22 protein-coding genes and 3 tRNA genes are annotated in these 24846 nt (G+C 65.0%); 16 read left to right on the forward strand and 9 right to left on the reverse strand.

The genetic code is table 11. The features are described from left to right. Positions 1-21 precede the first annotated feature (21 nt). Positions 22-438: a VOC family protein gene (locus tag BUB39_RS09320; protein WP_244540185.1), complete on the reverse strand. Its 417-nt coding sequence runs from the start codon at positions 436-438 to the stop codon at positions 22-24. A gap of 95 nt (positions 439-533) precedes the next feature. Here BUB39_RS09320 and BUB39_RS09325 point away from each other — a divergent pair, with 95 nt between their 5' ends. Beyond that, a complete protein-coding gene (locus BUB39_RS09325) occupies positions 534-1241 on the forward strand; it encodes a helix-turn-helix transcriptional regulator (RefSeq protein ID WP_073052608.1) in 708 nt (235 codons plus the stop codon). A gap of 44 nt (positions 1242-1285) precedes the next feature. Beyond that, complete coding sequence (locus BUB39_RS09330; protein WP_139251394.1) at positions 1286-2266, forward strand: phosphotransferase family protein; 981 nt, start codon at positions 1286-1288, stop codon at positions 2264-2266. A 108-nt stretch (positions 2267-2374) separates the two neighbouring features. Here BUB39_RS09330 and BUB39_RS09335 read toward each other — a convergent pair whose 3' ends face one another. Beyond that, positions 2375-3541 carry a hypothetical protein gene (locus BUB39_RS09335; protein WP_073052610.1) on the reverse strand — a complete coding sequence of 389 codons (1167 nt, stop codon included), beginning with the start codon at positions 3539-3541 and terminating at the stop codon, positions 2375-2377. A gap of 199 nt (positions 3542-3740) precedes the next feature. On the opposite strand from BUB39_RS09335, the gene BUB39_RS09340 reads away from it, so the two are divergent. Further along, positions 3741-4316 (forward strand): nitroreductase family protein, encoded by a 576-nt coding sequence (locus tag BUB39_RS09340; protein WP_073052611.1) that lies wholly within the window; start codon positions 3741-3743, stop codon positions 4314-4316. Between the two features lie 115 nt (positions 4317-4431). Continuing rightward, entirely contained in the window at positions 4432-5574 is a 1143-nt protein-coding gene (locus BUB39_RS09345; protein ID WP_073052612.1) for a DUF2336 domain-containing protein, read from the forward strand. On the opposite strand, the gene BUB39_RS09350 is transcribed toward BUB39_RS09345, so the two are convergent. Together BUB39_RS09350 and BUB39_RS09355 are read right to left on the reverse strand one after the other, a co-directional pair. Further along, positions 5571-6353 (reverse strand): NAD kinase, encoded by a 783-nt coding sequence (locus tag BUB39_RS09350; protein WP_073052613.1) that lies wholly within the window; start codon positions 6351-6353, stop codon positions 5571-5573. The genes BUB39_RS09345 and BUB39_RS09350 overlap by 4 nt on opposite strands. A gap of 38 nt (positions 6354-6391) precedes the next feature. After that, positions 6392-7084 (reverse strand): fumarylacetoacetate hydrolase family protein, encoded by a 693-nt coding sequence (locus BUB39_RS09355; protein WP_073052614.1) that lies wholly within the window; start codon positions 7082-7084, stop codon positions 6392-6394. Between the two features lie 166 nt (positions 7085-7250). Here BUB39_RS09355 and purU point away from each other — a divergent pair, with 166 nt between their 5' ends. Both purU and folD read left to right on the forward strand, forming a co-directional pair. Next, positions 7251-8111, forward strand: coding sequence for a formyltetrahydrofolate deformylase (gene purU / locus BUB39_RS09360; RefSeq protein ID WP_073052615.1), 861 nt, complete (start codon positions 7251-7253; stop codon positions 8109-8111). After that, positions 8083-9000, forward strand: a complete 918-nt coding sequence (gene folD, locus BUB39_RS09365; RefSeq protein ID WP_073052616.1) for a bifunctional methylenetetrahydrofolate dehydrogenase/methenyltetrahydrofolate cyclohydrolase FolD — start codon at positions 8083-8085, stop codon at positions 8998-9000. Before purU ends, folD begins: the two co-directional genes overlap by 29 nt. Before the next feature lie 47 nt (positions 9001-9047). Here the strand turns inward: folD and BUB39_RS25875 are convergent, their stop codons facing one another. Beyond that, the gene (locus BUB39_RS25875) at positions 9048-9764 is read right to left on the reverse strand and encodes a hypothetical protein (RefSeq protein WP_073052617.1); all 717 of its coding nucleotides are present in this window, start codon (positions 9762-9764) and stop codon (positions 9048-9050) included. A 242-nt stretch (positions 9765-10006) separates the two neighbouring features. Between BUB39_RS25875 and BUB39_RS09375 the strand changes: the two genes are divergently transcribed. Beyond that, a complete protein-coding gene (locus BUB39_RS09375) occupies positions 10007-10453 on the forward strand; it encodes a hypothetical protein (protein WP_073052618.1) in 447 nt (148 codons plus the stop codon). A gap of 20 nt (positions 10454-10473) precedes the next feature. Here BUB39_RS09375 and BUB39_RS09380 read toward each other — a convergent pair whose 3' ends face one another. Continuing rightward, positions 10474-11391: a DMT family transporter gene (locus tag BUB39_RS09380; protein ID WP_073052619.1), complete on the reverse strand. Its 918-nt coding sequence runs from the start codon at positions 11389-11391 to the stop codon at positions 10474-10476. Between the two features lie 340 nt (positions 11392-11731). Here BUB39_RS09380 and BUB39_RS09385 point away from each other — a divergent pair, with 340 nt between their 5' ends. From BUB39_RS09385 to BUB39_RS09410, 6 genes are all read left to right on the forward strand, one after another. Then, a complete protein-coding gene (locus BUB39_RS09385) occupies positions 11732-12106 on the forward strand; it encodes an HIT domain-containing protein (RefSeq protein WP_244540186.1) in 375 nt (124 codons plus the stop codon). Positions 12107-12215: 109 nt separating this feature from the next. Beyond that, positions 12216-13238 carry a cellulose biosynthesis protein BcsN gene (bcsN, locus tag BUB39_RS09390; protein ID WP_139251395.1) on the forward strand — a complete coding sequence of 341 codons (1023 nt, stop codon included), beginning with the start codon at positions 12216-12218 and terminating at the stop codon, positions 13236-13238. 186 nt (positions 13239-13424) lie between these two features. Further along, positions 13425-15617 carry a UDP-forming cellulose synthase catalytic subunit gene (gene bcsA, locus BUB39_RS09395; protein ID WP_073052622.1) on the forward strand — a complete coding sequence of 731 codons (2193 nt, stop codon included), beginning with the start codon at positions 13425-13427 and terminating at the stop codon, positions 15615-15617. Continuing rightward, a complete protein-coding gene (locus tag BUB39_RS09400; RefSeq protein ID WP_073052623.1) occupies positions 15614-18256 on the forward strand; it encodes a cellulose biosynthesis cyclic di-GMP-binding regulatory protein BcsB in 2643 nt (880 codons plus the stop codon). The genes bcsA and BUB39_RS09400 overlap by 4 nt, the downstream gene beginning before the upstream one ends. Continuing rightward, positions 18253-19320, forward strand: coding sequence for a family 8 glycosyl hydrolase (locus tag BUB39_RS09405; RefSeq protein WP_244540187.1), 1068 nt, complete (start codon positions 18253-18255; stop codon positions 19318-19320). Before BUB39_RS09400 ends, BUB39_RS09405 begins: the two co-directional genes overlap by 4 nt. Further along, positions 19311-21806, forward strand: a complete 2496-nt coding sequence (locus tag BUB39_RS09410) for a hypothetical protein (RefSeq protein WP_084527056.1) — start codon at positions 19311-19313, stop codon at positions 21804-21806. The genes BUB39_RS09405 and BUB39_RS09410 overlap by 10 nt, the downstream gene beginning before the upstream one ends. Before the next feature lie 33 nt (positions 21807-21839). On the opposite strand, the gene BUB39_RS25625 is transcribed toward BUB39_RS09410, so the two are convergent. The 3 genes from BUB39_RS25625 to BUB39_RS09425 all read right to left on the reverse strand — a co-directional run bounded on the left by BUB39_RS25625 (position 21840) and on the right by BUB39_RS09425 (position 23846). Beyond that, positions 21840-22472: an NUDIX hydrolase gene (locus BUB39_RS25625; RefSeq protein ID WP_073052624.1), complete on the reverse strand. Its 633-nt coding sequence runs from the start codon at positions 22470-22472 to the stop codon at positions 21840-21842. 369 nt (positions 22473-22841) lie between these two features. Beyond that, positions 22842-22916: transfer RNA gene (locus BUB39_RS09420), tRNA-Thr, on the reverse strand. 87 nt (positions 22917-23003) lie between these two features. Continuing rightward, the gene (locus tag BUB39_RS09425) at positions 23004-23846 is read right to left on the reverse strand and encodes a TrmH family RNA methyltransferase (RefSeq protein ID WP_073052625.1); all 843 of its coding nucleotides are present in this window, start codon (positions 23844-23846) and stop codon (positions 23004-23006) included. Positions 23847-24032: 186 nt separating this feature from the next. On the opposite strand from BUB39_RS09425, the gene BUB39_RS09430 reads away from it, so the two are divergent. The 3 genes from BUB39_RS09430 to BUB39_RS09440 all read left to right on the forward strand — a co-directional run. Further along, positions 24033-24117: transfer RNA gene (locus tag BUB39_RS09430), tRNA-Tyr, on the forward strand. 20 nt (positions 24118-24137) lie between these two features. Further along, a tRNA-Gly gene (locus BUB39_RS09435) sits at positions 24138-24211 on the forward strand. Between the two features lie 110 nt (positions 24212-24321). Beyond that, positions 24322-24846, forward strand: a 525-nt coding sequence (locus BUB39_RS09440) for a GTP-binding protein (protein WP_139251396.1), incomplete at its 3' end; no start/stop codon positions are given.

Below are 24846 nucleotides of genomic sequence, written 5' to 3' on the forward strand. Positions count from 1 at the left end.
GGATGAACTGATTGCCGGAATTCACCGTTCGAGCCGCTGGATCGCCTCGGCGGAGACAGGCGTGAAGAAATTGACGAGATTGCCGTCGGGATCGCGAAAGAGCAGCGAGCGGTTGCCCCAGGGCATCGTTGTCGGTGACTGGACGAGGCTGTCGCCAAGGACATCCCCCAGATCTTGGAATGCCTTATCGACGTCGGCCACGCGGAATTCGATGATTGCTGTGTGATTGTCCGCCGGCCGCGCAACCCCCGCGCCGAACATCTGCACCGTACGGGCGCTGCCGATCGCCAGTGTGCAAGCCGGCGTAACCAGTTCCGCGAAATCGTCGGTGTAGCGAATGGCTGCCATGCCTGTCACGCGTTCGTAGAACGCCATCAGCCGACCGACGTCGGTTGTGATGATGCGGATCGAGACAAGACTCATCGAGACGGAATTCATGGCGGGCTCTCTTTCGGCGGTGCGTGAATGGCGATGAAACCGATCCGCTTGTAAAAGGAGCCTGCTGCCAGCGTTCCGTCAGCAGGAGAACCGGGTTGCGTCGCGCCGATCGATTATTTCAACTGATCCAGATCCTCCGGCGCACACGAATGCCGGTCACGGCAGCGGCGCTTGCCGAGGAACTGGAGGTTTCGAAGCGGTCCGTCTACCGCGACATCGCCGACCTCATGGGCCAACGTGTTCCCATCCATGGCGAAGCGGGCTTCGGCTATGTGCTCGGCAGTGGGTACGATATGCCGCCGCTGATGCTGACGGCGGACGAGGTCGAAGCGGCGGTGCTCGGCGCCCAATGGGTGGCCGACAAGGGGGATCCGGTGCTTGCCGCTGCCGCGCGTGACCTGATCGCGAAAATCTCCGCGGCCCTTCCGGAACGGCTCCGCGACCTCGTTGTCGATCCGACGCTTGCCGCGGCGCCGGCGCGGGAGATGCCGCGCGACAGGATCGATGTCGCGAGGGCCCGGTTGTGGATCCGCGACGGCAAGAAGATCCGTATCCTCTATCGCACGGGAGAAGGGGAGCCGAGCGAGCGGGTCATCTGGCCGGCGATGCTCGGCTATACCGAACATGTTCGGCTGCTTGCCGCCTGGTGCGAACTGCGCCAGGACTTTCGCTTGTTCCGGCTGGACCGCATAGACGCGGCCGAGTTCCTCGATGATCGCCACGGGCGTCGGCCCGGCGAATTGCGGTCGGCGTGGCGGCGTCAGTTCGCGGCGCGTGAACACCCGGCGGCCCGCCAGATATAACCCGCATCCCACGCGAAGCTGGCGCGAGTCTGCATGTCTCGAAGTTGTGGATCGGACTGAGAAGGACGGAGAGGAGTGGGATGAGGCTGTCAAAAGATCGGGTCGACGATGCAATAAAAACGCTTGAGCTCGGTCGTGTCGTTGACATAACGCCGCTCTCAGGCGGCACGTCGCCTGTGTTTCGGCTCGACCTCTCCAGCGATGTCTCCGTAGTTCTCAAGTCTTATCCAGACGACGGCGACAAGACTCCCGCCCGTGAAGCGCTTGCGGCGCGCCAGTTTCTGGCGGTCGCCGTGCCGGTGACGCGGTATCTGCTGATCGACGAAACCAGGAACGTGCTGCCGTTTCGCTTTGCCATCACCAACTGTTTGCCGGGTGTCGCCGGCGGGTCGCTCAAAGACCATAGGGACATCGCCAGCCTCTACCGCCAGACTGGCGGGCTGCTCCGCACGCTGCACGCGATCGCGATGCCAGCCTATGGCGCCTTTGGCCCGGACGGCATCATCGATCCCGTTTCGACGAACGCCGCCTTCATACGCCGTATCATCGAGGACGCTTTTGGGCGCTTTGCTGCCTTTGGCGCCGACACTCATGTGAGTGCGCGCCTGCGCGCGATCATCGAGCAGCATTTCCAATCGGTGACTTCGCACAGCATCGGCGCGGTCTTTGCGCACGATGATCTTCACCCGAACAATGTCCTGGCGGTCGAGGACGATCGGGGAAATCTCGTATTGAGTGGGCTGGTCGATTTCGGAAACGCACGGGCTGCCGATGCTGTCTTCGACCTGGCCAAATGTCTCTTCTGCTCAGAGCATGATGCTCCTGGCAGCACGCCGCATATCTTGGCTGGCTATGGCGAGATTGATCATCCAAGCCCTGCACTGGCCATCTGGTACTACACGATCCTGCATCGCATGGTGATGTGGTGGTGGCTACGACATGTCGGTGTCATTCCTTCAGCCACCTCGCCGAGCGACCTGATGGATCGCCTCATAGAGACCGGAGATTCAACGGCAGCGCCGTAGCAATGTCGACCCGACCTTGGGCACGTTCTCGCGAAGAAGAGCCGCGCGGCACAGCATCGGGGAGCAGAAGAGGCCGGCAAGATCACGGCGATCCGCGAAGGCCGTCTTCTAGGGAGTCGGCGACACGTTCGTTGGCGCGGATGGAGTGCCGTCCTTCGCCGCGACCAGCACTTCCACTTCGCGGTCGCGGCCGGCTTCGACGGTGAAGTTGCGCTCGTGGATCTGGTTGTCGTGCTTGGCGACGGCGGTGTAGTCGCCGATCGCGAGGACGACGTCCGGAAAGGCGCCGACGCTGTCGAAGACGCTATCGCCGCCCGGCGTCAGTACCGACCAGGACGTATTGGCGAGCGCCTCGCCACCGGAATCGGCAACCAGTTTCAGCGTGATGCGCGCCGCCTTCTGGAACAAGGTCGCCTCGACCAGCTTGCCGGCATCGACCTTGATGTCGGCGCGCACGGCAGCGTTGGCGTCGCCATAGCGGCTGACCACGTGATAGATTCCGGCCGTCAGGCGGACCAGTTGCTCGGGCGCAACATCGGAGGCGATCGGGGAGGTCTCCTGGTCGGTCTCGTCGGTGCCGGGATAGATGTCGAATTTGGACAGCGCCGGCGTGATCGGCAGATCCTTGCCGTTGACGGCTGTCAGCTTCAACCCGCCGGCATTGAGCACGAAGGTGTCGTGGCCGCCTTCTCCGGTGACCGACAGGGTGCGGGTCACGGCGGCCCGGCCATAGGCGGCGTTGACGATGTAATTGCCCGGCGGCAGGTCGAGGCGGACCGTGCCGCCGCGCTGCTCGCGGACCAGGGGCAAATGGCCGTCGCCGCCACGCTTCTCGGAGAAGACACGCCAGACCATGCCTGACGGTATGGCCGTGCCGTCATCCGTGAGCTTGGCCTGAAGTTCGACGGCACGCGGATTGACGCGCGCCGGCGCCTGGCGCGGCGCGGTCGGGAAGGCCGGCTTCAGCAAGGCACCCGGATCGATGGGCGTCGGCAGGAGGGGCGCGAGCGGCAGGGGGGCCGTCGGGGCCGGGGACGTCGACAGGCCGGCTCCGGACAGATCCGGCATGCTCAGCGTGTCGGATGTCGGTGCAGAGGGAATGTCGATCGGGGGTACGGGGTCGTTGTTGAGCGGGGCGGCGTTGATGCCCGCACCGCCATTCGGGGCGAAACCCGGCCCGGGGCCGCCCGCCGGTGACTGCGCAAGAGCCGCGAGCGGGCTGATCGCCAGTAGTGTCGCGGCAATACAGGCAGCAAGGCCGCGCTTCATCAGCATCGATCGTCCCGAGCGAGGTTCCAACTGCGTTCTGGCCATGCTCCCCTTAGAACCGAAGAAGGGTGGCGATTTCAAGACCTGCACGCCCGGCAACGAGGGTTGCATTGGCCGCGGATTCGTCCGATCAGTCGGACACACCACGCTTCCCGCGCCGGCTTGACGCCTGCGCCTTATGCAGAATCTCCGAGATCCGAGAGACATGACCGATACACTGACGCTTCTGAAGACGCGCCGATCGATCCCTGCCGTCAATATCGTCGAGCCTGGCCCCTCTGCCGCGCAGATCGAGGAGATGCTGACGATCGCGGCCCGCGTGCCGGATCATGGCAAGCTGGTGCCGTTCCGCTTCGTGCTGTTCGAAGGTGAGGCGCGTGCGGCCGCCGGCGCGGCGACGGCGGCGCTTCTTGCGGCGCGTCGGCCGGATGCCGATCCGAAGCTGATCGCGGCGGAAGCCAATCGCTTCTCCCGCTCGCCGCTGGTCGTCGCGGTGGTGAGCCGTGCCGCGCCGCACGTCAAGATTCCCGAGTGGGAGCAATTGCTGGCGGCCGCCGCCGCAGCCATGAACCTGATGATCGCCGCGAACGCCATGGGTTTTGCGACGCAATGGCTGACCGAATGGGTGACCTATGATGCCGAGGCGCGTGCCCTGCTCGGGCTGGCAGAGGCCGAGCGCCTTGTCGGCCTCATCCATGTCGGCACCCCCGATATTCCGCCTTTCGAGCGGCCGCGGCCGGCGCTTGCCGATATCGTCACGCGGTGGAGCCCGCCGGCCTGACTTCGCCGGTTAACCTCCCGTTATGGTTGACGGAACATTAATCCATTGATGCTCAGATCGGCCCAAAGCAGCCGCGATCTCTAAGGTCGGCTGCACCGTTCGGGTCGGGGGCTTCATGATCGTCCGTCAATTCCTGGAGTGGCTTGAAACGGCTCCGGCCGGGCGCCGCGCCGAGGCAGCGCATGCCATGGCGCGCGCCTATCTCTATTCCGAGGTCGATAGCGAAGCGCGCGCCGACATGGAAGCGGCGATGACCGTCCTGCTCGATGATCCCGCTACGGAGGTGCGCTATGCGCTCGCCGATGCGCTGGCGGTCGATGCACGGGCGCCGCGCCATATCATCCTGACTCTGGCCGGCGACCACATCGATATCGCTGGCTTGGTGCTCACCTGCTCGCCAACCTTCATCGATCCAGAACTCGTCGACATCGTGGCCGCCGCGGATGGTGCGCGGCAGGCGGCGATCGCGGCCCGGCTTCCGGTGAGCCGCGCCGTGGCAGCAGCCATTGCCGAGGTTGGCGAGGCGGAAGCCTGTATGGCGCTGCTCGACAATCCGGACTCATCAATCGCCGCGATCAGCCTTGCCCGGCTCGCCGAGCGCCATGGCGAAGACGCATCGATCCGCGACCGGCTTCTGGAGCGTGCCGACCTGCCGCCCGATATCCGGCAGATGCTGATCCGCCGTCTCGGCGATCGTCTCGGCGCCTTCGTTGCCGCCAAGGCCTGGATCGCCCCGGATCGCGCGCGGTTCGTCACGCGCGATGCTTGCGAGCGGGCGACAATCGCCATCGCCGCCGAATCGGCCACCGAGGATCTTGGCGCGCTGGTCGAGCATCTGCGCGTCACCGGCCAGCTCACGACGGCCCTGCTGCTGCGGGCAGTCTGCGCCGGCAATATCGACCTCTTCGAAGCCGCGCTCGCCATTCTCTCGCGCATTCCGGAGGGCCGCGTCGCCGGTCTGGTGCGCTCGGGGCGACCAGCTGCATTGCGGGCTATCTACAAGAAGGCGGGCCTTCCGGCCTCGGCTTTCGATGCCTTCGCCGCGGCCATCGAGACGGCACGCGAGGCAGCGCGGGAGGCGCAGCCTGTCGGCCGCCACGCATTGGCGCGGCGTACCGTCGAGCGGGTCATGGAGCGCTACAGGGCGATCACGGACGGCGAGGCGAACGAACTTCTCGCCATGCTGCGCCGCTACGCAGCAGAGGAGGCGCGCGAGAGTGCGCGCGCCGTTGCCCGGGCCGTACGCAGCGCCGCCTAGTAGCGGAACTGCTCGGTCAGGATGCGCTCGTCCCAGCTATGGCCCGGATCGAAAAGGATCAGGCTCTTGGCGCGGCGATCCTGGCGCACCACGATCTTCAGCACCGACTTGATTTCCGTGTGATCGGCGACGGCGTTCACGGGACGCTTTTCGGGCTCCAGCACTTCGAGCGTAACGCGGACCCGATCCGGAATCAGCGCGCCGCGCCAAAGCCGGGGCCGGAACGCGCTGATCGGCGTCAGCGCCAGCAAGGGTGCATGGATCGGCAGGATCGGGCCGTGCGCCGAGAGGTTATAGGCCGTCGAGCCGGCTGGCGTCGCCACGAGCACGCCGTCGCCGCTCAGTTCCTCGAGGCGAACGCGCTCATCGATTGAGATGCGCAGCTTGGCCGTCTGATAGGACTGGCGAAAGAGCGAAACTTCATTGATCGCATAGGCGCGGTGCTCGTTGCCTTGCTGGTCGAGCGCATCCATCTGCAGCGGATGCAGCGTCGAGGCGATGGCCGCGCGAACGCGTTCGCGCAGTTCATCCTCGCGAAACTCGTTCATCAGGAAGCCGACCGAGCCGCGGTTCATGCCGTAGATCGGCTTGCCGGAATTCATGAAGCGGTGGAGCATCTGCAGCATGAAGCCATCGCCGCCGAGCGCGATGATGACGTCGGCTTGTTCGGGATCGGCACTCTCATAGAGAGACTTCAGCCGCGCCTCGGCGGCCGCCGCCTCGGGCGTGCCGCTCGCGATGAACGCAAGCGCGCCGCCGAACAATTCCTGCTTGGCCATGACCGAATGCCGCCCCTTTGCCCCGTCGGAGCCTTGTATCAGACGATCGTGACGCGCAGCGCGCCGACAGTTTCGATTTCAGCCTCGATGACATTGCCGCGCTGCAGATCGCCGACCCCGGCCGGTGTGCCCGTGAAAATGAGATCTCCGGCTTCGAGCGTGAACCAGCGTGAGAGGTGGGCGATGATCTCGGGCACCGTCCAGATCATGTCGGCAATGTCGCCGTCCTGGCGCAGGTCGCCATCGACGCTTGCCGTGAGGCGCCCCTTGGTCGGATGGCCGATCGCCGCGGCCGGTTGGATCGCGCCGACCGGCGCCGATTGCGCAAAGGCCTTCGCGGTCTCCCAAGGCCGTCCGGCCTTCTTCAGGTCTGCCTGCACGTCCCGGCGCGTCAGGTCGAGCCCGACGGCGTAGCCATAGACATGGCCGAGCGCAGCGCCGATCGCGATATCCTTTCCGCCGCGTCCGATTGCCACGACCAGTTCGGCCTCGTGATGCAACTCCTCGGTCAGCGGCGGATAGGGGACCTCGCCCGGACCGACGACATCGCCGGCGTTCTTTTGAAAGAAGAAGGGTGGTTCGCGATCGGGGTCATGCCCCATCTCACGGGCATGGGCGGCATAATTGCGGCCGACGCAGAAGACGCGGCGGATAGGAAATCGCGCGTCGAGACCAACGACCGGAAGCGAGACGACCGGCGGCGGGGCCACCACGTAACTGGGCTCGGGCATCGCGGATCCTGTCCATCTGCCGTGTTCAAAATGTGCGACACTGTCGGCGAGGCGTCGGCGAGATGCAAGGCTGCGCCGCCCCGTCGCGGCGGTTCGAGGTTGCGGCCAAGCGGCGCGACGGCTAGGAAGTCGGCCCGTCCCTGACCCCATCGAGGCTCGTTCATCCATGCCGGCCGCGCCAGCACGCTTCGTGCTCACCCTTTCCTGCGGCGATCGCCGCGGCATCGTCGCGGCAGTTGCCAATTCGATCGCCTCGCAGGACTGCAACATCGTCGAGAGCGCGCAATATGGCGATCCCGACAGCGGCCGCTTCTTCATGCGCGTCGCCTTCGCGGCGCCTGATACGGTGACCAAGGCGAGCTTCACGAGCGGCTTCCTGCCGGTCGCGACCGGTTACGGCTTCGACTGGCAACTGCATGATCTCTCGGTCAAGCCGCGCGTCATGATCCTCGTCTCGAAGCTCGGCCATTGCCTCAACGACCTGCTCTACCGCAACTCCATCGGCCAGCTGCCGATGGACCTCGTTTCGGTGGTTTCCAATCACGAGACGATGCGCCGACGCGTCGAGGGGGAGGGGCTGCCGTTCCATTTCATTCCGGTTGATGGGCGCAGCAAGGCCGAGCAGGAGGCCGAGGTGCTTGGTCTCATCGAGGGCGAGCGCATCGATCTCGTCGTGCTCGCGCGTTACATGCAGGTGCTTTCGGACAGCATGACCGACAAGCTGGCCGGCCGCGTGATCAACATCCACCACTCGTTCCTGCCAAGCTTCAAGGGCGCCAAGCCCTATCACCGCGCCCACGAGCGCGGCGTGAAGCTGATCGGCGCCACCGCCCACTATGTGACGGCCGAACTCGACGAGGGTCCTATCATCGAGCAGGATGTCGGCCGCGTCGACCACGCGATGTCGGCCGAGGAGATGGTCGCCATCGGCCGCGACATCGAGAACACCGTGCTGGCACGGGCGATCAAGTTCCACCTCGAACATCGGGTTCTTCTCAATGGATCGCGCACCGTCGTCTTCCGCTGATGCCGCCAAGGTGATCGACGGCAAGGCCGTCGCCGCCGAGGTGACATCGATGATCAAGCAGGCGGTCGTCGCCTCCGGCCTGAAGCCCGGCCTCGCCGTGGTGCTGGTCGGCGAAGATCCCGCCAGCCAGGTTTATGTCGGCGCGAAGGGCCGCAAGGCCGAGGAACTCGGCTTCCATTCCGTGCAGCACACGCTTTCGGCCGCAACCAGCGAGGCGGATGTGCTGGCGCTCGTTCGGGCGCTCAATGCCGATCCTGCGATCCACGGCATTCTGGTCCAGCTTCCATTGCCGGGTCATATCAATGCCGCCGCAGTTCTCGAGACGATCGATCCGGCCAAGGACGTCGACGGATTTCACCCGATCAATGTCGGGCGCCTCGCCATCGGCGAACCCGAACGGGCCCTCATCTCTTGTACCCCCGCCGGTTGCCTGCTGCTGATCAAACGCGCAGTTGGTCGCCCGCTTGCCGGCCTCGATGCTCTGGTGATCGGTCGCTCCAACATCGTCGGCAAGCCGATGGCCCAGTTGCTCCTCCAGGAAAGCTGCACCGTCACCATCGCTCATTCAAAGAGCCGCGATCTCGCCGCCCTGGCACGCCGCGCCGACATTCTCGTCGCTGCGGTTGGTCGTCCGGAAATGGTGCGGGGCGATTGGGTGAAGGAAGGCGCCGTGGTGATCGATGTCGGAATGAATCGCATTCCGGCACCAGAGCGCGGTGCGGGCAAGACGCGGCTGGTGGGCGATGTCGCCTATACCGAAGCTTCGCTGCGTGCGTCAGCGATCACGCCCGTGCCGGGCGGTGTCGGGCCGATGACGATCGCAATGCTGATGGCCAATACGTTGACGGCTGCCTGCCGCGCGGCTGGCATTCAGCCGCCGCACTTTTGAATGCGCGGGGGCGGCTGCTGCCGTCCCCGCAAAGTTCCCCTCGTCGCCTAGATGCGCTTCAGCATTCGGCAGAGCGAAACCAGCCCATCGTCATAGCCGCCCGGCTGCATCAGAATGCTGCCACAGCGCTTCTTCATGGCCGCCTGCTCGGCCCGATCGAGGTTCGAGTAGTCGCGAACCAGCTGGGCAGGGACGCGGACATTGCCACGGGCATTTCCTCCGCTACCGGAGTTACCGGATCCGCCAAGACCGCCACCCGGGACGAGGATGCCGGAGCCGCCGCCCGAGCCATTGCTGCCCATGCCGCCATTGCCGGAGGCGACCCCGCCAACGCCGTTGCCCCCGGTTCCGCCGCCCGAGCCGCCGCCATTGCCCGAGCCGCCGCCATTCGATCCACCGAGGCCACCGAGGCCGACCGCAGCGCTGACATTCGTATTGCCGCCAAGCGCCGTCGTGCCGACATTCGTCCCGGCGTTGACAGCACCGCTGCCGATATTCGCGGTGACATTGGCATTGGTGTTGCCGCCGAGCGCGCCCGTATTGGCATTGGCGGTCGCGTTGGCGACATTGCCGCCGCCACCGCCGACCGTCGCATTGACGTTGGCATTGGTGTTGGCGACCGTGTTGGCGGTTACATTGGCGTTGAGACCGCCGTTCTGCCCCTGACCGACACTGACATTCACGCCCGCGACGCCGACATCGAGAGCGGAAGCCGAAACGGACGAGAGGCAGAGGATTGCCGCGATTGTAGCGATTCTGGTCATGATCTTCTCCCTTCGGTTCGGACTTCGCCTTGGAAGTCCGCGCCGGTCGCGGGGGCGGCCGGTGAAAATACAACCTCAGGCCTCAAATTCGGTTTCGCCCAAAGCCGGGTGAAGATGAAAACTGTCTGAACGCGTTTGCTAAGGTTCGCGGGTATTCGTGCGGCCGCGCTGCCCGGTGGGGTCAAATAACGCCATTGAGGTCGGGTGCGGCCAAGGTTACTGCAGGTTTGGAGGAAGCCTTCATGACCTGGTTATTCCCGCCGCAGTTGGACAATCGTTTTCCGGGCCACCGCTTCGTCGTGGCGGCCTTTGCTTTACTCACGGCGCTCACAGTCGGACGCAGCCTGTTCCATATCTTCGCCCCCGACGGCGGAGCTCAATCAGTGGCGCATATCCCGCTTAGCAGCTATCCGGCACCGGCCGCGGATGCGGTCATCTTCCTGTTCTCGCTGTGGGGCCTGTCGCAGTTGATGATGGGCGCGATCTACGTGATCGCCCTTCTGCGTTACCGATCCATCATCCCACTGCTGCTGGTCTTCGTGTTTGTCGAATATGCCGGCCGGTTGACCATCGGCCACCTCCGGGTCATCGAGACGACGGCGACCGCGCCCGGCTCGATCCTCGACTATGTCGTCGTGCCGCTGTCGCTGGTGCTGCTCTATTTCAGCCGGCCATTGTCCCGGCCATAAGCCTTGAGGGCGTCTCTGGATCACGGGCGCTCGATCAGCCTGACGTTCTTCCGGCCACGCCGCCGCTCGCGGTTCATGATGTAGAGGCCGCTGGCGATGACGATCAGGGCGCCGAGCACGACAAGCGGATCGATCCTGGTGCCGAACAGCAGATAGCCGTAACTGATCGCCCAGAGCATCATCGTGTATTGCATCGGCGCGACGACGGAGGCCGGAGCCAGAGACAGCGACCGGACGATGAGGAACTGGCCGGATCCCATCAGGAGGCCGCCACAGGCAAAAAGCGCCATGTCGTGCAGCGTCGGCGTGCGGAACGTCAGGATCATGCCCGGCAGGCTGACGGCGATGAGCCCAGTCACCACCGCCAGAACCATGACGGCATGATGTTCGTCGCGGGCAATCCGGCGCATGACCAGCACCGTGAAGGCGCCGATGACGGCTGCGACGAGCGCGGCCGCATGTCCGAGATGGAGGGTCTCGAAGCCGGGCCGCACCATCACAACGATGCCGATCAGTCCGACGATCACGGCTCCCCATCGATGCAGTCCAACGCGCTCTCCGAGAATGGGAATCGAAAGAACGGTGACGAGGATCGGCGTGCAGAAGAAGATCGAATAGGTCTCGGCCAGCGGCAATTGGGAAAAGCTGAAGAAGCCGAAGATCGTTCCAGTGCCCGCCAGCAGGCCGCGGAGCATCACAAGACGCGGATGTCGGACCCGGATATCGCGCAGCCCGCCTTCGCGTAGGAGCATGATCGCGAGCGGAATCAGCGCAAAGCTCGCCTGCGTCACCACGAGCTGGAACACCGAGTAGTGCGATGACAGCACCTTCACGATGGCGTCGCTGGAAGCGAACATGAAATTTCCAGTGACCGCGGCTGCAAGGCCGAACAGCGTGCGCTCGGCATCGTTGTTGCCGATCTCAAGCACGGCGGTCATTGGCGGCCCCCACGGCGGCGCGATTTCAGGCAGGGCAGACCGGCAGCGTTCCGTCGGGCGACGGCACGCAAAGCAGCGGGGACAGGCACGAAGACCTCAGGCGGGCACGTGGACAGGAAGTCGTTTGGAAGAAGAACAGCGCAGCGGGTTTTCGCCCACGACTGGTATCTATGCTTGACTTCGACAGTAAGGCCACGTCAAGCCGGAAAGCCGGTGAAGATCTTGTTGCCGGACGGTGTGGCGGGAATGCCGCGCTGCCACGAGGGACAGGCGATGATCCCGGATTCTGGAAGGCTGCATGGACCCGTTCACGATCGATCCGCGCATTCTCGGCGACAGCATGGCGGTAACCGAGCTTGGCCTTTGCTCCGTGCGCCTCATGGATGATGCGCGCTACCCGTGGCTGCTGCTTCTACCGCGCCGGTCGGGGCTCGAGCAGTTCACCGATCTCGAAGAGGCTGAATCCATTCTCATCACATCGGAAATCCGCGCGGCGGCGGCGGCGCTCCGCTCGGTGCTGCCGTTCGAACGTCTCAATGTCGGCGCGCTCGGCAACATCGTTCGCCAGCTTCATATTCATGTGATCGGTCGCCGCGAGGGCGATTCGGCCTGGCCCGGTCCGGTGTGGGGGCACGGTTTGCGCGTGCCGCGCGAAACGGCGCAAAATACTGTGATCGTTGAGCAACTGCGTTTTGCGTTCGGGAACGGGACATAGCCGTCCATTAGCAGATTGCGGTCGAAAGGCAGGCCGCCGTAACCCGCTGTTAACCATGCTACCCGGACTCTGCATCAGGCAGGGCGCGTGACCTCTGGGGGGAGGCGGTGTGACCGCCCTTAGCCCCTGGAGCGGCCAGTGGGTAAGCATGGAAGTGACGATGCGGCGAACGGCAGCAGCAGCCCGCGGGGCAAACGAGCAGGGTGGGGGTGCCATCCGCGGCCTCCTTGCCATCTGTCTCGGCGCCTCGGTGCTCGCGGGGTGCGCCGCGAAGCCGCAGGACATCATCTCTTCATCCATGGCGCTGCGGAAGCCGGTCGAAAAGGCCATGGTCGACATGCCACCCGGCGGTCCGGCCGTGCTCGGGGTTGTCGAGCGGACCTATTCCAACGCCACGACCCAGGAAATCACCCTGGAGAACCACGCCCGCAATTCCGGCGAGAACAAGCTGACGATCACGATGTTCGGGCCAGTGGTCCAGGTCACCGCGCCGGAAAACAAGCTGAACAATGATCCGCTGGCGCTGCTGAATGTCAGCCGGGAGTTCGGCTGGTTCTTCCCGGGCATCAAGATGCAGGTGTCCAACTACTATACGCAGAACCGCTACGGTTCATTCGGTTATGCGACGGGGCGCAGCACGACTGGCGACACCTGCCTCTATGCCTGGCAGCGCATTCGCGCGCCCGATCTCGATTCAACGCTGATCAGTCGTCAGGGAACGATCATCATCCGTCTTCGCCTCTGCGAACCGCGCGCGACGGAGATCGAGCTTCTGAACGTCATGACCGGCTTCACCATCAACTCCTATTTTCTATCCTCGCGTTGGAACCCCTATGGGGCTGCGCCGCCGCCGCCGGACGACTTGGGCAAGCCGGGCGTCAGCGTCTTGCCGCCGGCCAGCGCCTATTCGATCCAGGACGCTCCTGTGCCGGAGGCCACCGTCCGGCGAACCGTTGCGGTCAAAGAGACCGTGGTGCCGGCGGAAACCATTGCGCCGGACGTCGTCCTGGTACCGTCGCCGACGATTGCGCCGGTGACAACATCGAGCATCGTTTCGCCAAGCAGTGTCGCGACCACAGATCCGGCCGCTGCAACGCCGCTCGACGGCTACCCGGTGGTTCCCTCGCCGTGACGGCGGGTTACTGACGCAATGGGCGATCCGCCGAGCGCCGATGACGGATTGTTCACCAAGAACTGAGAGAAGAAACCAAAACAGGTTTCCGGGAGTGCAAATCCGATCGGGATGGGCCCATCGGGACAGTTGGGATGGCCGACATTGTCGACCGCCAGGCAAAACGAGCGGAATTAGGAAAGTCTCATGACCCGCATGGTTTATGCCCTTGTCTGGGCCCTGGCAGCGGTCGTGATGACCATCCTCATCACCTTGCCGATCAATCTGCAGGCGCATCTCGTCGGCGGGGCCCTCGTTGTCGGCGTGATGGTGCTGCTCAAGCTCTTCACGCGGCAGGGCGTCTGGCGGCAGATCGCGCTGGCGCTCGGCACGTCCATCGTGCTCCGCTATGCCTACTGGCGCACCACGTCGACGCTGCCGCCCGTCAACCAGCCAGAGGATTTCATTCCCGGCCTGCTGGTCTATCTCGCTGAGATGTACAGCATTTTCATGCTGTTCCTCAGCCTGTTCGTGGTCATGCGGCCAATGGCGCCGCGCACGCTGAAGGTGTCTTCTTCCGACCCTGGCCTGCCGACAGTCGATGTGTTCGTGCCGACCTATAACGAGGATGCGGCGCTCCTGGCGACAACGCTCGCCTCCGCAAAGGCGATGGACTATCCCGCCGACAAACTGACGGTGTGGCTGCTCGATGACGGCGGCTCGGTGCAGAAGCGCAACTCGGACAATATCGAAGCGGCTCAGGAGGCTGAGGAGCGATTCGTGGCGCTGCAGAAGCTCGCTGCCGATCTCGGCTGCCGCTATCTGACGCGCGAGCGAAACGAGCATGCCAAGGCCGGCAACATGAACAACGGCCTGCAATATTCAACCGGCGATCTTATCGCCGTCTTCGACGCCGACCATGCGCCGGCACGCGACTTCCTGACCTACACCGTCGGCTATTTCCAGCAGACGCCGAAGCTGTTCCTCGTCCAGACGCCGCATTTCTTCCTCAATCCCGATCCGGTCGAGCGCAATCTGCGCACCTTCGAGACGATGCCGTCCGAGAATGAGATGTTCTACGGCATCATCCAGCGCGGGCTCGACAAGTGGGACGCTTCTTTCTTCTGCGGCTCAGCCGCGGTGCTGCGTCGTGAAGCGCTCGAGCAGACGGGCGGCTTCTCCGGCGTCTCGATCACCGAGGATGCCGAGACGGCGCTGGAATTGCACGCGACGGGCTGGAGCAGCGTCTATGTGGACCGCCCGCTGATCGCTGGCCTGCAGCCGGCCACCTTCACCTCGTTCATCGGTCAGCGCAGCCGCTGGGCGCAGGGCATGATGCAGATCCTGCGGTTCCGCTTCCCGCCCGGCAAGCGCGGCCTCTCGATCCCGCAGCGGCTCTGCTACATGTCGAGCACGCTGTTCTGGCTGTTCCCGATCACGCGCTGGATCTTCCTGCTGGCGCCTCTTTGCTACCTGTTCTTCGATCTCGAGATCTTCACGGCGTCAGGTGGCGAGTTCGTCGCCTATACCTCGTCCTATATGCTCGTGAACCTCATGATGCAGAACTATCTCTATGGCCGGTTCCGATGGCCGTGGATTTCCGAACTCTATGAGTTCGTGCAAGCCGTCTACCTGCTGCCGGCGCTGATCTCGGTCATTCTCAATCCGAGCAAGCCGACCTTCAAGGTGACGGCGAAGAACGAGTCGCTCGACAAGGCCCGCATCTCGGAACTATCGCGACCGTTCTACATCATCTTCTTCGTGCTGCTCTTCGGCGTCGTGATGACCGTGTGGCGCATCTATGCCGAGCCCTATAAGGCCGACGTTGCGCTGGTCGTTGGCGGATGGAACCTGCTCAACATCCTGATTGCCGGCTGCGCACTCGGGGTCATCTCGGAGCGGCAGGAGAACCGCCAGAGCCGACGCATCGAGGTGCGCCGCCGCTGCGAATTTATCATCGGTGATCGCGTGGTCCCGGCGACGGTCGAGGACGCTTCGGTTGGCGGCGCGCGCATCAATGTCTCGGGGCTTTCGCAGAAGGATGTCGAGCGCGGCATGACGGCGGCGATCCGCTTCAAGACCAGCGTCGAGATCCCAACGCGGGATTTGCCGATCACGCTACGGACGATCGCCCCGGGCTCGAAGGGCATCATGCTCGGATGCCGCTACGAGCCCCATGTTGCCGATCATTATCGACTGATCTCGGACCTGATCTTCTCGAGTTCGGACCAGTGGTCGAAGTTCCAGTGGTCGCGGCGGGTCAATATCGGCATCCTCAGGGGGACGATCTGGTTCATCGGCCTGTCGGTCTACCAGACCGGTCGCGGCCTCGGCTATCTCGTCCAGTCGTTCCGGCGTGAACGCCCGGCAACGACGCCTGCTGAGAAGCGCGCCGCATGATTTCCGCATCTCGCTCCTCGATCATTCTATCCAGGATTGCCCTGCTCGCAGTCGTCCTGGCGGCGGGACCGGCCTTTGCGCAGGGTTCGCAACCGTTCGACATGACCGGCGAGCGCAGCGAAGCGCCTGCCGATACGCTGCCGGATAGTGGCGTTCCCGTGACAGTGCAGCCAGCCGTGCCGCCTGGTGGCTATGTCGCGCCGCTGCGGGTCCAGCCCTCGGGCGAGGTGGCCCAGCCGATGCCGTCAATGCCCGGCGACGCCGCGCCGCAGAGCACGGCGCCGGTTTCCGGCTACACCATCCCCAATATGGTGCCCTCGATGCGCGCGCCGGCGGCACCATCAGTGCAGAGCGTGCCGGGCGTTCCGATAACGCCGCCTGCGCCCGCAGCGGGCGAGATGCCCGCCGCGCAGCCGGCGCCGGCCCGTCTTAGCCGCTATATCGTTCCTGACAGCACCATGCGCTTCGAGGGCGAGATTGATCAGCGGAGCTGGTCGATCTTCCTGACCTCGGCCGAGGCTGCCCGCAATGCCGAGATCGAGGTCGCCTACAAGAACGCGATCCTGGTCATGCCGGAGGCGTCGCGCCTGCGTGTGCTGATCAATGGCGAGATCGTGCTCGAGACTGCGCTCGCCTCGTCGGACAAGTTCAAGTCGGTCACTGCGGCCATCCCGTCAGGGCTGCTGCGCGCGGGCGCGAATGTCTTGAGCTTTCAAGCGTTTCAGCGCCATCGGACCGACTGTTCGATCCAGTCGACCTATGAGCTCTGGACCGACATCAATCCCGCGGGCACCAAGCTGAACCTGGAGGCCAGCGGCCCACCCGACATGCTTCAGTCGCTCGAGGATCTGCCTGCAGTCGGCTACGACGCCAAAGGGGTCACCTCGATCCACTTCGTTGTTCCAGGCGTCGCCCAGGGTGGCGCGACCGACAACATCATCAAGCTCGCCCAGGCGATCGGCTTGCTCGGCGGCTATGCCAATCCCGCCGTGACCGTCTCAGACCGCAATGAATCGGCCGATCCGCGCGGGACGCTTACCGTGCTCCTCGGCGCCGCCAACGATGTCGGCGCGATCCTCTCGACACCCGTTGCAAGCGCGGCGACGCAGCCGGTCGTCACCTTTGTCGACGAACCCCAGGTCGGCGCCTCCGTTCTGGTCGTCACCGGCGCGAACTGGGGTCAGATCACCGCTGCCGTCGATGCAATCGCGGCGCGGGCCGATCGGCCGCTCGGCCAGCCGCGGCTCTCGCTCAATACGGCGTCGTGGCTTTCGCCTGACGTCCACTACTTCACGGGTCAGGAATCGGTGCCGCTCAACAAGCTGGGCGTCGCCACGCAGCAGTTCTCCGGCCGTCGCTTCCGCAGCCAATTCGCCATCGGCGTGCCATCCGATTTCTACGCCGAGTCCTATGGCGAGGCGACGCTGCTTCTGGACGCGGCCTATACGTCGGCGGTGCTCCCGGCCAGCCATCTCGACATCTATGTCAACGGGCAGATCGCGGCGACGACACGGATCGTCAACCGCACAGGCGGCATCTTCCGCCATCTTCCGGTCCAGATCCCATTCCGGCATTTCCATCCGGGCGTGAACACGATCATGATCGAGGCCGCCCTCAACACGGAGGCGGATCTCGCCTGCGCACCGGGCGGCTCCATAGCCGGTCCTGATCGGTTCGTGCTATTCGACACGAGCGAGTTCTCGATGCCGAGCTTCGCCCGCATTGGCCGCCGCCCCAGCCTCTCCGCGCTCGCCGGCAGCGGGTTCCCCTACAATATCGCGCCGGTGCCCTCGGCTCTCGTTCTCGGCCGCACGGATATCGACACACTGTCGGCGGCCGGAACGCTGGTGAGCCGCCTCGCCATTCAGGCCGGCCGTATCGTGCCGCTGGCGCTATCCGCCGCCTCCAATGTGGGCGATCAGTCGGCGATCTTCGTTGGCGTCGCTTCGCAGTTCTCCGATGGCATGCTCGGACGCCTCGGCATTGCCGAGACGGTCCGCGTCAGTTGGAAGTCGGATGTGCCGCGCTTGCCGGAGCCTGCGAGCTCCGGCGTGATGCTGCCCGGCACCAACATTCCGGACAGCGCTGCGATGCCGGATGGCCAGGAGAACACGGACGCGGTCTTCGATCGCTGGCGCACGGCCCTCGCAGGTGGCGGCGGTTGGCGGGGACAGGTGTCCTCGTTCGAGGACTGGATGAAGCGGAATTTTGACATCTCGTTCTCCGCGCTGCGGATCGGACCCGCGACGCAAGTCGCCTTCGAGCCGAAGGCGCGGTCGACGCTGTTACTCGCCCAGGCGACAAGTCCAGGCGGCAACAGCGCCTGGACCATGATGACCGCGCCGTCAGGCAAGGAACTCGCGAGCGGGGCGGCCTCCGTGGCAGGCATCAGCACCTGGTCACAGATCGGCGGGCAGTACAGTTCCTTCAGTGCGGCAACCGGGCTGGTCGAGAATCAGGCGGTGCTCAACTACCAGTTTATCGTCACGCAGCCGCTTTCGCTCCGAAACCTTCGGCTCATCGCCGCGAACTGGTTTTCCAGCAACATCCTGTCCTATGCGTTCTGCCTCATCCTCCTCTGTCTCGTGCTAGGCATCGTTACGTCCGGCCTGCTGTTCCGACTTGGGAGGCCATCGTGAACGCTGCGGGATGGCTCTTGGCGACGGTTCTCGGCATCGTGGCATTGCTGCCGAACGAGGGCGTGGCTGCCGACACCCTCAAGATTCAGGGCACGATCAGCCCTGCCGTGTGGCAGGCCTATGCGGGTCGCTTCCTCGATCCGAGCGGCCGGATCATCGACGACGCCAATGGCTCGATCAGTCATAGCGAAGGGCAGGGCTATGGTCTCATCCTTGCACTTGCTGCCGACGATCGCTCCAGCTTCGAGCGGATCTGGTCATTCACACAGACCCAGATGCTGCTGCGTAGCGACGGCCTGTCGGTGTGGAGCTGGCGGCCGTCGGAGCCGCATGTCCCGGATATCAACAATGCGAGCGACGGCGACCTCCTGATCGCTTATGCGCTGGCGATGGCCGGCCGCGCCTGGCAGATGCCGCGCTATACTGCGGCTGCGACGGCGATTGCCACTGCGCTCGGCAAGACATCGATTGTCACAGCCGGCGACAACACACTGCTCCTGCCGGGCGTTGAGGGCTTTAAGGCCGATACGCGGGCCGATGGACCGGTGATCAATCTTTCCTATTGGGTCTTCGAGGCGATGCCGGTCATGCAGCAGCTCGTGCCGGGCGGCGACTGGCAGAAGCTTGCGCGATCCGGTCTCGATCTGATCGCAGCCTCGCGCTTCGGCCAGTCAGAGCTTCCGACCGACTGGATTTCGCTGCACGATTCAACGCCGCGACCGGCCGCTGGGTTTGATCCGGACTTCGGCTACAACGCGATCCGCATTCCGCTTTATCTCGTGCGCGCCGGGATCACCGATCCGGCCTGGCTCGGTCCTTTCGCCGCCGCTTGGCGGGGCGGACAGACGCGTGGTCTGCCGCTCATCAATGTCGAGACCAACCAGCCTGCTGCCACGTTGGCGGAGCCCGGCTACCGGATGCTGCCGGCGCTCCTCGACTGCGTGAGCAACGGCACGCCGATCCCGCCCGATCTGAAGATCTTCACGCCGACGCATTATTATCCCGCGACGCTCTATCTGCTCGCGGTATCCTATCTGGCGGAAAGGAAACCCCAATGCCTGTGAGGGGTGCTTTCCTCGTTATCGGGTCGATCGCGATCGTCGGCATTCTCGGTGCGGTCTTCGTGCGCCAGGCTGCCACGCCGACCGATGACCTGACGAGCCTGACGCGGGCGAGGGCAGCCTCGACCGGTCCGGCGACGCCCGATATCTTCATGGCACCCACCACCACGCCGTCGGTGCAATCCGCCGCCGACACGCTCGGCGCTGGCCGAGCCAGCCAGGCCCAGACGGCCCAGGCGGTTCCCCCGGTGGTGATGCCGAGTGGCTCTGTCACCTTGCCGAGCGCGGCCCCTGCCGCAGCACCGTCAACGGCAACGGCTCCCGCGACGACACCTGCTGCCTCGACGCCTTCATCCGCGTCCGTTCCGATTTCGTCCTCCCCAGCGACGCCCGCCGCATCGGCGCCTGCAGTTGGCGGCACGCAGCCAGCGGCGCCGGTTGACACCCCTGCCGCGTCGGGCCCCTCCGTCGACGAGACGGCGCTGCGCTATTTCGCCCAGCAGGGCGACAGCCGGCGGCTGAATGCGGAGATCGCCCGGCTGCGCGCGCTCTATCCGAACTGGTATCCGCCGTCGGATATGAGCGCTCCGGTTCCGGTCACCGATGCGCTGCTCGACAATATGTGGAAGCTCTACAGCCAGGGGCAGTATGCCGCCGCGAGGGCTGCCATCGCTGCTCGCCTGGCAAGCGATCCGAACTGGAAGGTGCCGGCCGATCTACTGGCGCGGCTCGATGTCGGCGAGCAGCGGGACCGGCTCATCAATGCATCCAACGCCAAGCAGTGGGAAACGGTGGTTCAGATCGCCGCTGCGACGCCGAGCCTTCTCACCTGCGCCGATGTCGATGTCCTCTGGCGCCTCGCCGAGGCTTTCGCTCGCAGCGATCGGGTTGGGCGTGCACGCGACGTCGATGTCTATGTCCTGACGAATTGCCAGGATCCCAAGGAACGTCTGGCGACCGTGCAGAAGGCGATGGCCTATCTCGGCGATGCCGAACTTGCCGATCTGCTGGCGCTGGAGCGCGTCGGCGCCAATGGTCAGGGCGAGTTCGCCGCCGTGCGCGGCGACATCGCGCGGCGCCGGATCGGCGCCGCCGCCAAGGATCCCGCCAAGATCGCGCCGCCGGAGGACATCACGCTGCTGGAGCAGCTTGCCCGCTCCAGCACGAAGGCCGATGACGCTGTCTTGCTCGGCGGCTATCTCTTCTCGCACAAGGATGCGGAGGGCGCGGTCACCTGGTTCCAACTCGCCAAGACGCGCGCCGATACGCCCGAGATCGCCCGAGGCTTGGCTTATGCGTTGAACGCCCTCGATCGGCCGGCCGAAGCGGAGGCCGCAGCCTATCGCTGGCGCGATGCCGGGGCGGAGAACAAGGAGGTCTATCTGGTCGTCGCGACGGCCTTGCTCGCTATCGATCCGCCGGCGAAGATCGAGCCGGAAGTGATGGCGCGCATGGCCAAGGCGATCAGCGAGGCCAAATATCCCGAGGGCGCTCAGAATCTCGGCTGGTACGCCTACAACACCGGCCAGACGGTGGCGGCCGCGCGCTGGTTCTCGGCAGCGCTGACCTGGAAGCACGATACGGAGCCGGCGGCCTTCGGCCTCGCCCTTGCTGCGCAGAAACTTGGCAACAAGGTTGCGTTCGCCCAGATCATCCGCGTCTGGGGACCTCGCTCGCAGCGCATTGCCGACCTCGCCGATCCCACCAAGCAGCGCGCGGGCATTCGCCCCGCCGATACGTTCCTGCTGCCGCCGAGCATTGCCAATCCCGCAGCCGTGCAGCCCGGCCGCTCGGGTGCGGTCCAGCCGGCGGTGCGCGTTGCCAGCGACTATGCCGTGCCAACTCCCGAGGGTACGTTCCTCGGCGCCGACGCGGTGGCGCCCGTCGCTGCTCCCGCGCCCGTGCGAACGGCGCGCGTCTCAAACGCCGGTGGCGGCGGTGGGGCAGGTGGCGGCTGCCGCAGCACGACGCGGACCGAGCAGCTTCGCGGCATGAACGCGCTCACGCGCGGCTGGTGCCTCCTGTCGCTCAACAGGCCGATCGAGGCGGTCGATGCCTTCGACATCGCGCTCGACACCAATGACGGCAAGGCGCGCCAGGATGCCGCTTACGGCAAGACGCTCGCCAATCTGCGCGCCGGGCTGACCGATGCTGCAGCCGTTTCGGCGGCGGCGGCCCCGCAGGACACGCGCCGTGCCGTGGAACTGCGAACGGAAATTCTGACGCAGCGCGCGATCGCCGCCTATGCCGACAACCGGTGGACCGAGGCGCTGCTCTATCTCGACGAACGCTCGCAGATCGCGCCGGAACAGAACGACCTGCTGATCATCCGGGCCTGGTCCTATTACCACCTCGGCAAGCCGCGTGAGGCGAAGCGCCTGTTCGTGGCCGCAGCCGGAACCGGGTCCCGCGACGCCGCAAAGGCCCTTGCGGTGCTCGCCAATTCGCAGCAAGGCCTGACGCTTGGCGACGGGCGCGACCGCCGCTGAGCGCGGCGGTCGGCAACCGGGTCTCGCCCGATCCTACTTCTTGTCCTTCGCCGCAGCGGTCGTGTTCGCAAACGGCTTCGGCGCCCCGGCAGCTGCCTTCGGCTTTTCAGCCTTCGGTTTGCGGGTTTCCTTGTTGCTGCGCATCTGTCCCTTGGCCATCGCGGTCTCCTTTATCGACGCTGGGCCATCATGATACAGGAGCGGCGCGTCGGCGGGTAGCGGAGGCTCGACGATAAGGCTCTCGAAGATCGCCTTGAGGCCGGGTTCGTCGACGAGCTCAGCAGCGGTATCGAGCGGAAACCACATCGCATAGCGTTCGCTCGCTTCCTTCCAGGTCGCGAGCTGTTCATTGACATCGAGCCGGTAGACCTCGACGCGGATCAGATCGAGCTCGTTTGGCCGGCGCTTCCAATAGAGAAAAGACCCGATCGGCCGCTTGGCGACCTTGCCGACAAGGCCGCCTTCCTCGAGCGCCTCGATTCGCGCCGCATCCCGGTCCGTGCGCCCCTTCATCGGCCAGCCCTTCGGAATGGTCCACCGCCGCGTCTCGCGCGTTGTGACGAGGCAGACCTGCGGCCCGTTCTCGCTTTCGCGGAACGGCAGTGCCGCCACCTGGTGCAAGGCGGCTGCGTCTGTCTGGGCACTCTGGCGCTTGGGCGTGGTCATTCGAGGTGCGACGGCTCCATCAACTGTGGGTCACGAGCGTTTTTATATGGGGTCCAACGAAATAGCAGCAACGACTGAGTGTTGCGCATATTCCTGCCGGGTCAACCTCCGCGCGAGCGAATTTGGATTGAATTCAAATTTTAGGCTGTGGCGGCGAGAATGCACAACGCGAGCGATACTCGTCGTCGCCGACATGGCGACCCGGCGCGGTCTGAAGGAGTGCATCCCGTGCGGGAGGACATGGCCCAAGCCCCTCGCGCGCGAATCAATCTGGTGCCACGCCGCCTGGCCACTTCGCCGCTGCCTTGGCCGCGAGGGCCACGGCGGCCATGGCTCAAGATCAGGGATGCCAGAAATCGATGATGCTGGTGGTGCCGGATGAGGGGATTGAACCCCCGACCTTCGGTTTACAAAACCGCTGCTCTACCGCTGAGCTAATCCGGCGACGGCTTTCGTTTAGTGAGAGGCGGGGGCGCCGGTCAAGAGCGGGCGGCGCTTGCCGGCCTGCCTTTTTGCTTCCTTGCCGTCGAATCAGGCGGCGGGCGCGCCGAGATGACGACGCGCGACATAGAGGGCAAGGGCCGCGGCATTCGAGACATTCAGGCTCTTGATGACGCCCGGCATGTCGAGCCGCGCGACCGTGTCGCACTTCTCGCGCGAAAGCCGGCGGAGGCCCTTGCCTTCTGCGCCGAGAACGAGCGCGAGACGCTCCCCGGCCATGGCGCCTTCGAGCGTAGCCGTGCCCTCGCTGTCGAGGCCGACGCGGTGAAAGCCAAGTTCGCCAAGCTCGTCGAGTGCACGGGCGAGATTCGGAACCTCGACGACCTTGATCCATTCGAGCGCGCCGGACGCAGCCTTGGCCAGAACGCCGGTTTCGGCCGGCGCGTGGCGTCCGGTCGTCAACAGCGCGTCTGCGCCGAAGGCGACGGCGGACCGTAGGATCGCGCCGACATTGTGCGGATCGGTCACTTGATCAAGCACGACGACGAGGCGTGCGTCGCCCAGCATCGAGAGCGGCAGGGGATCAAGCGGCTCGACGAGCACGGCCGCGCCCTGATGCACGGCGTTCTCGCCGAGCAGGCGATCGAGCGCCTTGGCGTCGGCCTCTTCCATCGTCTCGGGGAGTGAGGCGCCTTCGTCGCGCAGCCGCACCGCGGCGTTCGGCGTGGCGAGGAGCTTGAGGACGACGCGGTTCGGATTGCCGAGGGCCGCTGCGACGGCATGAATGCCATATATCCACAGCTGGTCCGGCCGACGTTCGGCCGGGCTGCGCGGCGAAAAGCGGCGCTCGCTGCCGCTCCTCTGGCGCCCGTCGTCACGCTTCGGGCCAGACTTTCCGCCCTTGAAATACTTCGATTTGTCGTTGGTGCTCATGCGGCTTTATAGGAGTGGCGAAGGGACCGGGCAACCGGAAGGGACGCGCAAAAAGACGGCCGTGCAAAGCGCCTGATAGGGCGTTGACAGCGCCGGGCAAGCTCTCCATAACACGCGCCACGGAAAACCGGGCTCCGGTCCGCTTCCGTAGACGATCCTGAACGCGTGACGCTCTGCCGATATGACGGAGGGGTGCCCGAGTGGTTAAAGGGGACGGACTGTAAATCCGTTGGCTATGCCTACGTTGGTTCAAATCCAACCCCCTCCACCATCTCGACGGAACGTTAGCGTGCGGGTGTAGCTCAATGGTAGAGCAGCAGCCTTCCAAGCTGAATACGAGGGTTCGATTCCCTTCACCCGCTCCATCAATTGAGCATCGCGCCGCCGGCGAGGCGGATCCTTCTCGCGGCGAGGTCGCGGTGCAAGCTGGGCCGGCCTGAGGCTCACGTGAACGAGACGACAGGAAAGCACGTCGATGGGTAAAGAGAAATTTGCGCGGACGAAGCCGCACTGCAACATTGGCACGATTGGCCATGTTGACCACGGCAAGACGTCTTTGACGGCAGCGATCACGAAGGTGCTCGCGAAGACGGGTGGCGCGACGTTCAAGGCGTATGACCAGATCGACGCGGCTCCTGAGGAGCGTGCGCGTGGCATCACGATCTCGACGGCGCATGTCGAATACGAGACGCAGAACCGCCACTACGCGCATGTCGACTGCCCCGGCCACGCGGATTATGTGAAGAACATGATCACCGGCGCGGCACAGATGGACGGCGCGATCCTGGTGGTTTCGGCGGCCGACGGCCCGATGCCGCAGACGCGCGAGCACATCCTTCTGGCCCGCCAGGTCGGCGTGCCGGCGCTGGTGGTGTTCCTGAACAAGGTCGACCTGGTCGACGACGCGGAGCTTCTTGAGCTGGTCGAGCTCGAGGTGCGCGAGCTGCTGTCGTCCTATGACTATCCGGGCGATGACATTCCGATCGTCAAGGGCTCGGCG

Source organism: Kaistia soli DSM 19436, assembly GCF_900129325.1.
Lineage (GTDB): Bacteria > Pseudomonadota > Alphaproteobacteria > Rhizobiales > Kaistiaceae > Kaistia > Kaistia soli.